Origin of the sequence: Parabacteroides distasonis ATCC 8503 (assembly GCF_000012845.1) — a bacterium.
GTDB lineage: Bacteria > Bacteroidota > Bacteroidia > Bacteroidales > Tannerellaceae > Parabacteroides > Parabacteroides distasonis.
Genome location: NC_009615.1, coordinates 3,131,389 through 3,146,278, shown reverse-complemented (window position 1 = coordinate 3,146,278; position 14,890 = coordinate 3,131,389). Strand labels below are relative to the sequence as shown.

Below are 14,890 nucleotides of genomic sequence, written 5' to 3'. Positions count from 1 at the left end.
GATATGAAGAATACTTACAAATTGATATTATTTCTTCTCTTGATAACCCATGCCTCTTTCGGCCAAGACGTGAAAGGGTATATTAAGGATGCGGAGAGCAAGGAAGCTTTAGCCGGGGTAAACGTTTTTTATAAGGACAAAGGGGGTACGAGAGGAACTGTGTCTGATATAAACGGTTATTATGAGCTGAAAGTGACGGATGGCGACGCTGTATTGACTTTTAGCTATCTGGGATATGAAACGTTGAGCGTTCCCGTGAAAGTAGATCCGGGAGAGTTCTTGACGCATGACGTATCCTTGCGAACAAACTCAAACATGATGGACGAGGTCGTCGTGAGCGTCGGGCGTTATGAGCAAAAGCTAAGCGATATTACCGTCTCTATGGAATTACTGAAAGCGAAAGATATCACTCGTCAGTCTCCGAAAGATTTAACGGACGTATTGAAGAATATCTCCGGTGTGGACGTGACGGACCGGCAACCTTCCGTACGCGGTGGTACGGGATGGACCTATGGCGTGGGTAGCCGTTGCTTGATTCTGGTGGACGGAATGTCGGTGCTAACTCCGGGTTCCGGCGAGATAAACTGGAATATGATCCCGATGGAGAACGTCGATCAAGTAGAGGTACTGAAAGGGGCCTCTTCCGTATTATATGGCTCTTCTGCCTTGAATGGTTTGATTCACGTGAAAACGAAACGCCCCGGATTGGATCCGGTAACACAGGTGAACGTACAAGGAGGTCTGTATGGAAAGCCACGCCAAGACGGGACGCCTTTATATGGAGGCTTGGATCTCTCTCATTCCCGTAGGATCAAGAATTTTGATTTGACAGTGGGGGCTAATACATTCTTGGACGACGGGTATCGGCAGGATAATTACAACCGCCGTGTCCGGGTCGGTGGGAATCTTACGTATCACGATCCCCGGGTACAAGGGTTGAACTATGGCGTGAACGTGAATTATTTGTATAACGATTATACCGGTTTCTTTATCTGGCGTTCTCCGGAGGAGCCCTATATTCAATCTCCGCTGGCGAATATGGGACGCCGTGAGAATACATTTTATATAGATCCCTTCTTGAATTATACGAATTCGGAAAAAGGGACGACTCATCGTTTCAAGGGGCGTTTCTTCCATCGGGGAAGCCGTATCATCACGCATACTACGGATAAGTCTCTTTTTGACATAACGAATAATATGGGTTTTGATATCTCATCCGTCCCGGAGATTATCAATATAGCGCAAAACTGGCAAACTGAGTTGTTGCCGACCTTCTTACCGTATTTACCGGAGGTGATGAACGGGAAGGTGAGCGGATTGATGGCTGAATTGGGCAAGCTGGGAAATCATTTTTTCCCGACAGCTACCTCGGCGGATTATATGGACTTGATTTCTTGGGTGATGGGACGTACTCCGCTACCCGATAAGAATAACGTAGGGGCTTGGTTGGTAGATGCCATGAAACCGATGGAGAAAAAAGCGCCGGAGGCTACGGATCATACCTATTCCTATAATCTGGATTACCAATTCAGCAAGAAGTTCGAACATTCACAACTCACGGTTGGAGGTACTTATGAGCGTATTCATGCGGATTCGAAAGTGACCGGGCAGCATAGTAGCGATAATGTGGCTACCTTCCTGCAATATGATCATAAGTTTATCGATCGTTTGAACGTCTCGGTCGGTGTTCGTCTGGAGTATTACCGGGTCGATGATTTCTACCGGGAAGCGGAGACGAAGATTTTCGGGGCGAAGGTTCCGGTAAAACCTGTTTTCCGTGGAGGCTTGAATTATGAATTGGGTGAGTATAGTTTTATCCGGGCATCTTTCGGACAGGGATACCGTTATCCATCCGTTACGGAGAAGTTTATCCTGAAGGATATCGGAGGTGTGGGAGCTTTCCCGAACGCTGAATTGAAAGCGGAGCAAGGTTATAATGCCGAACTTGGTTTCAAGCAAGGCTATAAGTTCGGCAATTTGAAGGGCTTTATCGATGTGGCCGGCTTTTATACCCGTTACAAGGATATGATCGAGTTCCGTTTCGGCCTGTTTAATAATAAGACCTTCGATTATATCGATGGGCTTTCCAAGTTGTTCAATGCGTTCTCTAGCGGCGACGGCTTAGGAATCGGCGCTCAGTTCACGAACGTAGGCCGGGCGGAGATTTATGGGGTAGACTTGTCTACCTCGGGTGTGTATGAGTTTAACCGTGATACTCGTCTGGCATATACTTTGGGGTATGTTTATACGAATCCGATCGATATGGACGTGGATTCACGGAACGCGGAGGAGGAAGCGAATGATGACTTAATGGCGATGCGTTCGAAATCGAATGACAGCAAGTATTTAAAATATCGCCAGAAACATTCCGTAAAGGGGGTATTTGATCTGGAATGGAAACAGTTTAATATCGGAACGAATATGTCATGGAAAAGCAAGACATTGGCGGTCGATTATTTTATGGTTGATGAGCGTACGAAAGCGGAGCTTAACCTGATGGATTATATGCGCTCGATGCTATTCGGAAACTTACATGATTATTGGGCAGAGAACAATAAAGGATATTTCGTCATGGATATGCGTGTCGGGATGAAAGTGACGAAGAATATCCATGTACAAGGACTGGTGAACAACCTCTTAAACAAGCGCTATAGCGCCCGCCCGATGGATGTCGGCGCACCCCGGACTTTCATTCTGCAAGTAGGAGCCAATTTCTAACAAATTACCTAGTTGTAGAGACGGAGCACGCTCCGTCTCTACAACATGTGATAGTTTTTCAATTCGCTTCGTAAACGAATCGCTTGATTGTTCGTCACCTTATCCATTAGTTTCCAGAATCTTTCGCTATGGTTCATCTCTATCGTATGGCAAAGCTCATGCAATAATACATAATCCACCAAATGCCAAGGAAGAAGCATTAATGATTGCGAGAGGTTAATGCTCTTCTTCATTGTACAACTTCCCCAATGCGTTTTGCTATTATTGATTTTCACCCCGGTCAACATAAATCCATGTTGCCTAGCCAATAGCGTGATACGTTCCGGCAACAACCGTTTCGCCTCGTGGCGGAGCGCCTTCTCCAGCATGGATTTCAATAAGGATTGCACCTCTTCCTCCTCGAAACGAGTCTCATTCGGACAAGCGATATGCAGTACCCCATCCTCCAATCTCATGTAGAAATTACTTCGCTCGGTGCGGAAGATATGCAAGCGGAATGTCGTAGCCTGTAACTCCGATCTTTCGTCGAGCAGGGGCCGGGCCGGATGCTTCTGGAGCGCTTTTACCAGCCGGGCCTTGTTCTCCATGATAAAAGCGATCATACGTTTCTCGTCTCCCCCGGGTGGCATCGTGGCGGTTATTTTTCCTTTTGATATCTTGAGCGTGTATCGAGTGGCCCGGGGAGTGGTACGGAGCGTTATGACTCCCAAATCCTTGTCTTGTATATTCTTTTCCATTCCTGCCACAAAAGTAATACATTGAGAGAAACAATAATACGATGGAATTGATTATCTTCGCGATCGTAAAGGTTAAAAACATAATCAATATAATAAATTAGCAATCATGAGCAAAAAAGCACTTTTAATTATCTGTGATGGTTGGGGAATTGGTGACAAAGGTAAAGACGACGTGATCTTTAACACGCCGACTCCATATTGGGACGAGTTATTGAAAACTTATCCAGCCTCACAGTTACAGGCTTCTGGCGAGAACGTTGGTTTGCCTGACGGACAAATGGGTAACTCTGAGGTGGGCCACTTGAACATCGGTGCTGGCCGTATCGTTTACCAAGATTTGGTGAAGATCAACATCGCTTGCCGCGAGAATACGATCATGGAGAACCCGGAGATCAAACGTGCTTATAGCTATGCGAAAGAGAATAATAAGCAGATCCACTTCATGGGCTTGGTTTCCGATGGTGGTGTACATAGCTCTTTGGAGCATCTTTTGAAGTTGACGGATATCGCCAAGGAATACGGAATCAGCAAGGCTTATGTTCATTGCTTCATGGATGGTCGTGATACGGACCCGAAGAGTGGTAAAGGTTTTATCGAGGAGTTGGAGAATCATCTGAAGACTACCGGCGGTAAGATCGCTTCTATCATCGGACGTTATTACGCTATGGACCGTGACAAACGTTGGGAACGTGTGAAAGAGGCTTACGACTTATTGGTCGAAGGCAAGGGCAAGCAAGCCGAGTGCATGGTAAAAGCGATGGAAGAGTCGTACGCCGAGGGTGTGACGGACGAGTTCATCAAGCCGATCGTTCACGTTGAGAACGGAAAGCCGGTTGCTGTTATCGAGGAAGGCGATGTCGTGATCTTCTTCAACTACCGTAACGACCGTGCGAAAGAGCTTACGGTTGTATTGACTCAGCAAGATATGCCGGAGGCCGGTATGCATACGATCCCTGGCTTGCAATATTTCTGTATGACTCCGTATGACGCTAGCTTCAAGGGTGTTCATATCTTGTTCGACAAAGAGAACGTAAATAATACGCTGGGTGAGTTCTTGGCAAACGTAGGTAAGACTCAGTTGCATATCGCCGAGACAGAGAAATACGCTCACGTGACTTTCTTCTTCAACGGTGGCCGTGAGACTCCGTTCGATAGCGAGGAGCGTATCTTGGTCCCTTCTCCTAAAGTGGCTACTTACGACTTAAAACCGGAAATGAGCGCTTTCGAGGTGAAAGATAAATTGGTGGATGCTATCAATACGAAGAAATTCGATTTCATCGTAGTGAACTACGCCAACGGTGATATGGTAGGCCATACGGGGATCTACAAAGCGATCGAGAAAGCGGTTGTAACGATCGACGCTTGCTTGCACGATACGGTTGAGGCCGCTAAAGCCAACGACTATGAGGTAATCATCATTGCTGACCATGGTAATGCGGATCACGCCTTGAACGAGGATGGCACTCCGAATACGGCTCATTCCTTGAACCCTGTTCCATTCGTTTATGTGACAGCCAACAAGGACGCTAAAGTAGAGGATGGTATCTTGGCCGATGTGGCTCCTTCAATCCTTCATATCTTGGGCTTGAAACAGCCGAAGGAGATGACTGGTAAGTCATTGATTAAATAAGAGCTAGGCGCATCTTATGATCCAGATAGATGACACTTTAGTAAGTCTTGACGTTATTGAGCGTTATTTTTTATGTGATCTTTCCAAATGTAAGGGGGAGTGCTGCGTGGAAGGAGATTCCGGCGCTCCATTAGAGGATTCGGAGTTGGCGAAGCTCCAGAAAGTATTACCCATCATTTGGGATGATTTATCCCCGAAAGCTCAAGAGGTCATTCATAAGCAAGGCGTAGCTTATATCGATGAGGAAGGCGATACGGTTACCTCTATCGTGAACGGCAAAGATTGTGTCTTTACCTGTTACGACGCCGATGGTACTTGTAAATGCGCTATCGAGAAAGCATACCGGGAAGGTAAGACAGATTTCTATAAGCCTGTTTCTTGCCATCTTTACCCGATACGTGTCACTCAGTATCGGGATTTCAAGGCCGTGAACTATCATCGCTGGAGCGTTTGTAAGGCAGCGGAGATCTTAGGAAAGAAAGAGCAATTGCCGGTTTATAAGTTCCTCAAGGAGCCCTTGATCCGTAAGTTCGGCCAGGCTTGGTATAAGGCCTTGGAAGAGTGTGCGGAGGAATGGAAAAAGCAGCGTGAGGAGTAGCTTTTAGGTCGTTTATAAATATAAAAAATCCCTTCAGTCTCTTCCTTTGATAACTATACGTTAAAAACGGATGGAGGCTGAAGGGATTTTGTTTTATAGTCGCTCTATTTCCTCAAGGGAAAGGCCGGTGCATTTTTGGATGATAAGAGGGGTTATTCCCTCGGCTTTCATATTACGTGCCGTAGATTCTTTCCCTTTTTGCAGTCCTTCTTGCAATCCTTCTTGTAATCCTTTTTGCAATCCTTTTTCCATGCCTTCTTCCATCCCTTTTTTCATGCCTTTCTCAACGGCGAAGTCCAAGGTGTTATAATAATCATTATACATCTTCCACTCCGCCTCGTACTGCGCTCGTTGTTTGGGGGTGAGGTTCGCCATGGATCCGATGCGTTCCAACCGCTCGAATATGGCCTTGCGTGCCTTGAAAGGCATTCTGTCTAATGTATCCATATGCTTTAGTACATAAATCCAACGTTCAAAATCTGTCTCGCATTCTTCCTCCTCTTTGTTGAATCGAGGAAGCTCAATATAGATCTGGCGGAACTTGGGGTTGAATACCTGTCCGTTCTCCCGGTCCGCCAATATGATGTCCCTTCGGAATTTACCCTCCTTCCCGTTTTTGTCTGGCCCGTTCTCTTCGTCGAGCGTGAAGTTCAAGAAGAAGACGCCGTACACAGCCGCCAGCTCATAGTCCCATGTTCCCTTTATCCCCTGTTCCACCACCGAGTGCGAGAGGTAGTATAAGGCCCTGTCCTTGAAGTGGGGCTGTTCCCTGTTCTGCATCTCGATTATGATCCGTTCGCCCTTGTCGGTCTCGCAATGGATATCGAAGATGACCTTCCTTCCTTGCTCTGTCTCGGGCAATCGCTCATTGTTCATGATCCTCAGGTCCATGATAGTATACTCCCCTTCGAGGAGGTCATTCAGGAACTCGATTAAAATGTCCTTGTCCATTTCCCTGCCGAATATGTGCTTGAAGCCGAAATCGGTGAAGGGGTTGATAAATTTTCCCATAGTGTTTATAGGTTTTAGTGATTAATAGGATATAGATGGCTCTTTTCCATCTTTGGCGATAAAGATACGATTTTTATTATATGGGGCATTCATTTAGGCTTTAAAAAAACACGTACGTCTTTTTTTCGGAAATATCTTGTGTAGTTTGAGTGAAGACGAGATATAGTGAACGCATAAAGGATACAGCCTTAAAGCTAAAGGTGGGTTAATGAGGCTTTCCGCGTCAAATGTAAGCCATAGCTTATTTGAAAATACGGGAAACATGTGCCTGTACAGGCCCAGATAACCAAGAAACGGGCCCTCTCATTGGCTGTTGAAGTGAATAACTGACGGCTTGGGAAGTGAATAACTAATCACTTGGAAAGCCTTTTTATACCGGAACCAACAAGGTCTTCTCAGTGGCTTTGGGATGCGGTTCAGTTATCCTGCGGGGCTTTTCTATGTCGATTATTCTGTTATAGCCCTCGCGGATGGATGGTAAGCGAAGCGGCGATAATCATGACAGTTTGCGCGAAACAAGGCTGTTTGTTTGACATACCTCTTCTTTGGAGAAGTCTAACCAGAGAGAAGAAATAGGTGAAAAGGGCCTTTTTGTCTCTTATTTATAGGTAAAAGGTCGCTTTTCCGGTGAGAAAGGTGGTGTTTGCCCACGCGAATATATGCGTTAGCCGACGCAACCGTATGTTTTAGCCGACATAACCGTATGTATTAGGTGATACATACGGTAGTAATCCCTATCGCATACGATAGAAATAGCCTTCACATACGGATGAATTATAGGTTTTAGCCTTAAGAATATGAATTAGGATGAATAATTTTCGCCAGAATGAAAGGGCGTATTCCGTTATCTTATTATGGAATAACTACTTGCGAATATTTTTTCTCGTTTTACGGAACTATATGTATAATCTCCCGGAAAATTCGATTCTCAAGGGCTTTAATTTACAAAGTGTCATAATGACAATCCGTAAATTCCGGATGACTTGTTTAATATAATATTAATGTACGCCTGTACATTATTAATGCTATACTATAAAAGTTGATGAATAATAGATTGAAATGATATCTGGAGTATGGAAACGACTAGTTTAAACGAACGATTCTTTTAGTCATTTGCAAAGGTACGCGTTTCTTCGATACTTGCAACCCTTCCGGGCTATTTTTTTACTGCTTATTCTCTTTCTTATCAATAGGATAGGTTATCCTTTACGAAACAAGCGATTCCTTCAACAAACCTTTCTATTTACCCCTTATAAAACGCAAGATTAAAACCTTCGTTTAAACTAGTCGTTTTTGAATGACAAGGCAATCGATACGATGACGTAATGAGCTGATTATCTTAATAAACACTAGTATTAATATTAATTTTAGAATTATGAACAAAAAGTTTTCTACTCTTTTGGCTGGTGCTGCGCTTCTGGGTGCGGTGACGGCTAATGGTGCTGTTAAGCTGAATCAAGGAGCGAATAACGGTCTTTATCAGCTTAAGGCAGGTTCTGCTTTCTTGAGTATTACCGAAAATTCCACGACTCACGAAGATGAAATCAAAATGGTTTCTCACTCTTCCGCAAATTTAGGAGGTACAATGTGGTGTGTAACGGTTGATGCCGAGAATCAAGGACAGAATCCTAAGTATGATTTCACGAACAAGATCGGAAAGTTTTTAGGTCTTGAGATCAGCACGATCAAAGGTAAGGCGGCGGCTCCGTTAGCTGCTGTACCTGCTGTTGTCGGTGGTGATCTTTCCGGTTGGAAATTCTCTCCTGTATTTAAGAATGGTGTGGAGAAATCCGTTCTCTATTCTTATTTCACGAATGACTCTGTAATCGGTTTGAAGGTGAATACTAGTGGCGATGTAGAAATGGTTAAAACTATAGCTACTACAGCTGGTATTACTGCCGCTGGTTTCACTGAATTTGAGTTGGTAGAGGCCGCTTCGATCGTTGTCTCAGGTGCTGATGAATTGAATACGATCTTTGGTACCCAAGATAAGAAAGCTGGTATCACATTGAAGTTTACTCCGGATGTATTAGGAGATGGAGCGGTAAACTACTTTACCGAGAAGAAGTTCACGGTTGAAGCTTCTGGAACTGCTAATTATTTCCATGTATTGAGAGCCGACTCTTCTTACTTGTACGTAGATACTGCTTATACGAATGCTGTGGGTGGAGCTAAGTTCTTGGCTTATAACTGGAGCAACTTAAAGGATACTTATAAGACTGGTACTAAGAATCATGCTACTCCGAAAGATTCTATCAATGCTACAGATTTATCAGACCAATATAAATTTATGTTTACATATTGGCCTTCAAATGACAGCTTGGAGATTCAGGTTAAACAATCTTTGTTAAAAACAAGTGAGACGTATTGGAAAGATGTTACTGCTACTACAGCTATGCAAAATCAGCATATCTCTTTGCAAGAGTTGCTGAAAGACAAGGTTCGTATCTTGACGGTAGATGCGGCTCAAAATACTAAGATTGAGTTAGGTTTCGCAGGTTGCAAAGTTTTGCCTACTACAAAGACAACTGTTGATGATGGTGTTTATGTAATCAGAAATGCTAAGACTGGTAAGTACTATGCTGCTCCGCTTTATAATGAATCTGCATCTAGTAAATACGAGTGGGTGACTTTGGATATTCAAGATGCTACTCATATGCCTGCTTATCAATGGGTTGTGTTGAAGAAGAACGTAACAGATAAGAATAAGGTTTCTGCTGTAGATTTGTATAACCGTGAGTATAATGACGGTACGGCTGCTGATGCGACTCTCCAATTGAATAAAAATGCGGGGGCTACTTATATGTATGCTGCTAGTTTTGGTGACTCTTTGGAATTTATCCCAGTCGCTAAAGAAATCTATACTGATAAGTATGTGGGTTATAAGCATCTGACTAATGATGAGTTGATCACGAACAAATATACTTTCAACTACTGGCATCCGTACGCATCTGATAAATTTATCGGTGTTAAGGATTCTACGATGAATGTGTTAGAGGGTAAGAAAGCGTTCACTCTTAAGTCTTCTTACAAAGAACATGCTTATGGCTATAATCCTTCTGAGGAGGTTTCCGGTAATGCGGACAAGAAGATCACGGGTCGTATCCCTGGCTTGGTGAGACCGGTAAGAACGATGTATATCATTACTAATGGTGAGACTACTTTCCGTAATCATAACGTAGCGGTAGAGTCTAAGTATAAATTGAGTAAGTATTATCCTAATACTACGAATGACTCTGTTTACTTCAAGGAGAACAACCATATTGAGGGTAACCATTACTATGCTATCCTTGAGGCTACTTCCGCAGGTGCTATCAGCACTCATAAAGCAGGTGTTTCCGATTATGATGCTTCCGCTACTTTGAAAGCTCAGGTAATGGGTGAGACTCGTACTTCCGCATTCGCTATCGCTCCGGACGAGACTCCGTTGTATCGTCAATTCAATAATGAACTTCTTGGTGAGAACGTTGATAATTCAGCTGATAGCTTGATGTTCAAGGAAACTATCCGTGGTGAATATTTGATGGATGAGCATAATGGTGCCTTGTTGAACAAGGATGTTGATTACGCTGGTATCTGGAGTGAGGGTAAGGCTGATGGTAAGTTGGCTTTCCGTATTGACACAGCATGGTTAACTCGTGGCGCAGGTAAGGTTAAACCTCAATACTTGGTATCCGCTTATCGTGAGTTGATCGAGGGTGAGAAGATCATTCCTTGTACTGAGACAGGCAAGCATATCACTGCTGATGGTCAAGTTACAGAAGATCCATATCAATGTGTACATGCTGTTCATGTGAAGACTCCAGCATTCATCTATGGTAAGTATTTGGTTAACTACTCAGACTCTGCTGCCGCTGTTGCTGCTCGCAAGGAAGCTCTTAACCCGTACTTGTTCAATACGAAAGCAGTTTCAAACAGTAGCTATACTCGTGTAGGTTTCGTTCCTGCCGTTCAATATGGTGATACCTTGATCGTTTTGACAGGTAAGTACAAAGCTATGACTGCTGATCAATTGAAGAATGAGGGAATCGAGTCTATTATGGCTGTTTATAAGAAAGATTATCCGAAATTCATCAACGTATTGTCTGGAGACAAGCATAAGAACGTAACTTGGTCATTCCGTTATGTAAATCCGGATAAGGCTGCTTTAGCTTATGTAGATGGTAAAGAGGGTGAGAACAACTCATTCTTGATCGAGTCTAACGTATATGCAACAGGAACAGATGGTGATAATCAATATCAGACTATCAAGGGTGATTTGGCAAAAGCTATCGCTCCTAATGAAGCTGCCGCATGGTTGAAGATGCACAATGGCTGCTTGGTATTGACAGATGCTAGCTCTACATTTGGTGCCGCTAAGACTGGTGGTGATGGAGCATTGGTATTCAACGCATATTCTAAGACTGAAGATGATGATATGGTAACATCTAACGATAACATCAACAATGTTGAAGGAGTTTCTGTAATCGCTGGTAACGGTACAGTAACTGTTCAAGGTGCTGCTGGCAAGTCTGTAGTTATCACTAACATCTTAGGTAAGGTTGTCGCTGAGACAGTTCTTACTTCTGACAACGCTACAATCGCTGTACCGGCTGGTATCGTAGCCGTAGCTGTTGACGGTGAGGAAGCAGTTAAGGTAGTCGTAAAATAAGACTAACTGATAGACTAAACGAATAGAGGCGGGGAGACCCGCCTTTATGTAATATATATAATTAAATAACTATGCCGCAATAAAAAAGTATCCCGTGACGGGTGAACACGTGGTATATTAATACTAAAGTAATTAAAAGTTCTTCCGCAGGTATCCTCGTGAGAAGAGAAAGCGGATCAAAAAACAAGCCCCGTAGGATTATCCTATGGGGCTTTTATTTATCGTATCGCCACCTTGCGTACCGTATCGCCAATGCGGATGATATAATATCCCTTTGCGATATCTACGACATATTCGGCGGTGGACTGCTTGACTTCGATTTCTTTCACCTTGATACCTACGACACTGTAGATTTCCAAGATACTCCCGACAGGAGCGTTCTCTACCTTGATGCGATTCTCGTAGGCTGTGATTTCGATAGGATAGGGATCTTCTTGCCTAGAAGCAAATGTTTTGACTCCCGATTTATTAGCTTGTGCGTAAACCGGATAACTTGCGGAGAATGCAAGTGCCAAAGCGATGATATGTATAAGCTTCATTTACTTGTCCCTAAATTCGTACAAATGTAGAAAGTTTTCTGCATATTAGAAAGTAATTAGCTTTATTTCGTAAAACGGATGTATGATTATACGCTAAGCCTCATACCTTCCTCTCCTAAGATCGTGCCGGGAAATATCTTGTCTGCTTCTTTCTTTAACGGTGCCATATCCTCGTAACGAGCCGAGTAATGACCGATAACCAATCGCTTCACTTGGGCTTTATAAGCAATCTCGGCCGCTTGGCGGGCGGTAGAGTGGAAGGTCTCTTTCGCACGTGCGGCGTCACATTCAGCGAAAGTCGCCTCGTGGTATAATAAATCCACCCCTTCAATGATGGGGATTATAGATGGGTGAAAAGCTGTATCCGAGCAATAAGCATACCGTTTGGGAGCGACGGCAGGGCGGGTTAAGCGGGCATTCGGGATTACCTCTCCTTCCGGGGTGACGAAATCAGCGCCCCTTTTGATCTCTTGCATCATACGGACGGGAACCTGATAGAAATCCGTCATCTCCCGGATGATATGCGCTTCTTTGGCTTTCTCGGCGAACAAATAGCCACAACAGGGTATCCGGTGCTTTAACGGAATGGAATAAACGCTTAAGGAGCGATCTTCCATAACCAACGAATGAGTTGTCGGGTCGATTAAGTTAAAACGGATCTCATAAGGCAACCCTTTGCAAAAGATATCAAGTACCGGACGCATATAGCTCTCGATCTCTTTCGGCCCATGAATAACCAATTCTCCGTTACGTCCTAGCATACCTAATGTAGAGATCAATCCCGGTAGCCCGAAGCAATGATCTCCGTGTAGGTGGGAGATGAAGATATGATTTAAACGACTGAATTTTATACGCATACGACGCATTTGCACTTGCGTGCCTTCCCCGCAGTCGATCATGTATAGTTTATCTCGTAAATCTACTATTTGAGAGGTCGCCAGATGGCGTGTCGTGGGCAATGCGGAACCGCATCCCAATATGTTTATATCAAAATCAGCCATTTGTTGTCTATGGGAATAATTGAGTGCAAAGATAATACAAAAGCATTTCTGTTCTGTGAAAAATAACAAAAAAACAAAGTGTAATGTATGCAGGATGAGGTGGATTCCATATATTTGTTTGCTGTCCTTCGGGAAAGCGAATATACAGTCGGTAAATAGACTTAAGATATTTTTTTCTAAGCCTTAACTAACTTTTTCTTTTTGTTTAAAACGGTTAAATGTAGAAACGGCCAAGCGTGAGCTTCGCCGTTTCCTTTTTTTATTGTTAATTTGAAATCTAAATACCTATATCTAATAAATTATGTCATTTAACAATCTACGATTATGAACAAGAATTTTATCTCTGTTTTTCTTCTGATGCTCGCTATGGGCGTATCTGTTATGGCCCAGAGTTATGAGGAAGATTTGGCTTTTTTCAAGGAACGAGTAAAGACTTTAGGCTCGGATGAGTTCGGAGGGCGTAAGCCTTTGACCGAGTATGAGACGAAAACAATCCATTACATCGCTGATGAATTTAAGAAACTAGGTCTTCAACCTGCTAATGGCGATAGTTATTTCCAGCCGGTGAAGGAAATATCTACTTTTACCCGTCCGGTAAAGGATAAGATCACGGTGAAATGCGCGAAAGGGTCTATGGATTTGAAGTTCTCGGATGATATTGTCGTTTGGACGAACCGGGGAACTGAGCAGGTAGTTATCCCTACTACGGACTATGTGTTCTGTGGGTTTGGCATTAATGCGCCGGAATATGGATGGAACGATTATGCGAATGTAGACGTGAAGGGGAAAATCGTTATCGCTATGGTGAATGATCCCGGTTTTTATGATACGTCTTTGTTCCGTGGAAAGAACATGACTTATTATGGCCGTTGGACTTATAAGTTCGAGGAGGCGCAACGCCAAGGTGCCGCAGGTTTATTGGTTCTTCATAACGAGGCGGCCGCTTCGTATGGTTGGAAGGTCTGTCAGGCTTCTCACGTGCAGACAAATATCGCTCTTTGCTCGGAGACAATGAATGCGGAAGCTTTGGGCATGAAGGGATGGCTCTCGGAGGAGGCTTGCAAGAAAATGTTCGCCCTTAGCGGATTGAATTTTGATGAGACGATTGCCGCGGCGAAGAAACCGGGTTTCAAGAGTTTTACGATGAAGGCGAAAAGTAAGGTTATATTAAATGTAAAGATGACTGTAGGCGAGTCTCATAACGTGGCGGCTGTTTTACCGGGCACGGACCTGAAAGACGAATACTTGGTTTTTACCGCTCACTGGGATCATTTTGGGATCGGCACGCCGATAGATGGGGACAGTATCTATAATGGCGCTAGCGATAATGCTTCGGGCGTGGCAACCTTAATGTTATTAGCTAAGAAATATCAATCATTGCCTGTTCATCCCCGTCGTTCCATCGTATTCGTGGCGGTGACTTCCGAGGAATGTGGCTTATTAGGTTCTCAGTACTATTGTGAGCATCCTTTGTTCCCTTTATCTAAAACGGCTATTAACTTGAACTTTGACGGCACGGCTCCGCGTGAGCGTACCCATGATGTTTCTCTCCGGGCTGCGGGTAAGACGGATACGGATGCCTTGGTGATCGCTATGGCCTCGGCACAAGGACGGACCGTGAAGGTTATTACCGAAGATCCTGCGGGTGGTTATTTCCGTTCCGATCATTTTAATTTCGTGAAAAAAGGCGTACCTACGATTTTAGTTGGTGGCGGTAAGGATTACGTGGATAAAGCACGCCATGAGGCTAAACCGAAAGTTTACCGGTATCACCAACCGAATGATGAGTATGATGAATCTTGGTGGGATTTTGATGGGGCTATGGAAGATATGAACTTAATGTTTAGTATCGGTTTAGTTATCGCCAACAATGATGAGATGCCTAAGTGGACAAAAGAGGCGGACTTCCAAAGGCAATAAATTAATGTGCCAATGTAGCAATATGCCAATATGCTAATCTGTCAATTAAGATACTATCACTTGTATTCTCACTGGACATTGACAT

At 43.9% G+C, this 14,890-nt stretch carries 9 protein-coding genes; 5 read left to right on the top strand and 4 right to left on the bottom strand.

Annotation, left to right across the window (positions count from 1 at the left end; all coding sequences use genetic code 11):
* Nucleotides 1-3: 3 nt before the first annotated feature.
* Entirely contained in the window at nt 4-2,718 is a 2,715-nt protein-coding gene (locus BDI_RS13285) for a TonB-dependent receptor (RefSeq protein WP_011966936.1), read from the top strand.
* A 38-nt stretch (nt 2,719-2,756) separates the two neighbouring features.
* Here BDI_RS13285 and BDI_RS13280 read toward each other — a convergent pair whose 3' ends face one another.
* Nucleotides 2,757-3,455 carry a M48 family metallopeptidase gene (locus BDI_RS13280; protein WP_008780647.1) on the bottom strand — a complete coding sequence of 233 codons (699 nt, stop codon included), beginning with the start codon at nt 3,453-3,455 and terminating at the stop codon, nt 2,757-2,759.
* Nucleotides 3,456-3,561: 106 nt separating this feature from the next.
* Here BDI_RS13280 and gpmI point away from each other — a divergent pair, with 106 nt between their 5' ends.
* Both gpmI and BDI_RS13270 read left to right on the top strand, forming a co-directional pair.
* Complete coding sequence (gpmI, locus tag BDI_RS13275) at nt 3,562-5,085, top strand: 2,3-bisphosphoglycerate-independent phosphoglycerate mutase (RefSeq protein WP_011966935.1); 1,524 nt, start codon at nt 3,562-3,564, stop codon at nt 5,083-5,085.
* 16 nt (nt 5,086-5,101) lie between these two features.
* Nucleotides 5,102-5,683: a DUF3109 family protein gene (locus tag BDI_RS13270; RefSeq protein ID WP_005861059.1), complete on the top strand. Its 582-nt coding sequence runs from the start codon at nt 5,102-5,104 to the stop codon at nt 5,681-5,683.
* A gap of 93 nt (nt 5,684-5,776) precedes the next feature.
* On the opposite strand, the gene BDI_RS13265 is transcribed toward BDI_RS13270, so the two are convergent.
* A complete protein-coding gene (locus tag BDI_RS13265) occupies nt 5,777-6,694 on the bottom strand; it encodes an Rpn family recombination-promoting nuclease/putative transposase (protein ID WP_011966934.1) in 918 nt (305 codons plus the stop codon).
* 1,375 nt (nt 6,695-8,069) lie between these two features.
* On the opposite strand from BDI_RS13265, the gene BDI_RS13260 reads away from it, so the two are divergent.
* Nucleotides 8,070-11,345 carry a DUF6383 domain-containing protein gene (locus BDI_RS13260; protein ID WP_011966933.1) on the top strand — a complete coding sequence of 1,092 codons (3,276 nt, stop codon included), beginning with the start codon at nt 8,070-8,072 and terminating at the stop codon, nt 11,343-11,345.
* Nucleotides 11,346-11,563: 218 nt separating this feature from the next.
* Here the strand turns inward: BDI_RS13260 and BDI_RS13255 are convergent, their stop codons facing one another.
* Together BDI_RS13255 and BDI_RS13250 are read right to left on the bottom strand one after the other, a co-directional pair.
* On the bottom strand, nt 11,564-11,884 hold the full coding sequence (locus tag BDI_RS13255; protein WP_041525588.1) for a T9SS type A sorting domain-containing protein: 321 nt from the start codon (nt 11,882-11,884) through the stop codon (nt 11,564-11,566).
* Nucleotides 11,885-11,970: 86 nt separating this feature from the next.
* Nucleotides 11,971-12,885 carry a ribonuclease Z gene (locus BDI_RS13250; RefSeq protein WP_008780650.1) on the bottom strand — a complete coding sequence of 305 codons (915 nt, stop codon included), beginning with the start codon at nt 12,883-12,885 and terminating at the stop codon, nt 11,971-11,973.
* 324 nt (nt 12,886-13,209) lie between these two features.
* Between BDI_RS13250 and BDI_RS13245 the strand changes: the two genes are divergently transcribed.
* Nucleotides 13,210-14,805 (top strand): M28 family peptidase, encoded by a 1,596-nt coding sequence (locus tag BDI_RS13245; protein ID WP_011966931.1) that lies wholly within the window; start codon nt 13,210-13,212, stop codon nt 14,803-14,805.
* Nucleotides 14,806-14,890 lie beyond the last annotated feature (85 nt).

Excerpts from the sequence above, each read along its gene's own strand:
- BDI_RS13285 (WP_011966936.1), top strand. The coding sequence starts at position 4 with ATGAAGAATACTTACAAATTGATATTATTTCTTCTCTTGATAACCCAT.
- BDI_RS13280 (WP_008780647.1), bottom strand. The coding sequence starts at position 3,455 with ATGGAAAAGAATATACAAGACAAGGATTTGGGAGTCATAACGCTCCGT.
- gpmI (WP_011966935.1), top strand. The coding sequence starts at position 3,562 with ATGAGCAAAAAAGCACTTTTAATTATCTGTGATGGTTGGGGAATTGGT.
- BDI_RS13270 (WP_005861059.1), top strand. The coding sequence starts at position 5,102 with ATGATCCAGATAGATGACACTTTAGTAAGTCTTGACGTTATTGAGCGT.
- BDI_RS13265 (WP_011966934.1), bottom strand. The coding sequence starts at position 6,694 with ATGGGAAAATTTATCAACCCCTTCACCGATTTCGGCTTCAAGCACATA.
- BDI_RS13260 (WP_011966933.1), top strand. The coding sequence starts at position 8,070 with ATGAACAAAAAGTTTTCTACTCTTTTGGCTGGTGCTGCGCTTCTGGGT.
- BDI_RS13255 (WP_041525588.1), bottom strand. The coding sequence starts at position 11,884 with ATGAAGCTTATACATATCATCGCTTTGGCACTTGCATTCTCCGCAAGT.
- BDI_RS13250 (WP_008780650.1), bottom strand. The coding sequence starts at position 12,885 with ATGGCTGATTTTGATATAAACATATTGGGATGCGGTTCCGCATTGCCC.
- BDI_RS13245 (WP_011966931.1), top strand. The coding sequence starts at position 13,210 with ATGAACAAGAATTTTATCTCTGTTTTTCTTCTGATGCTCGCTATGGGC.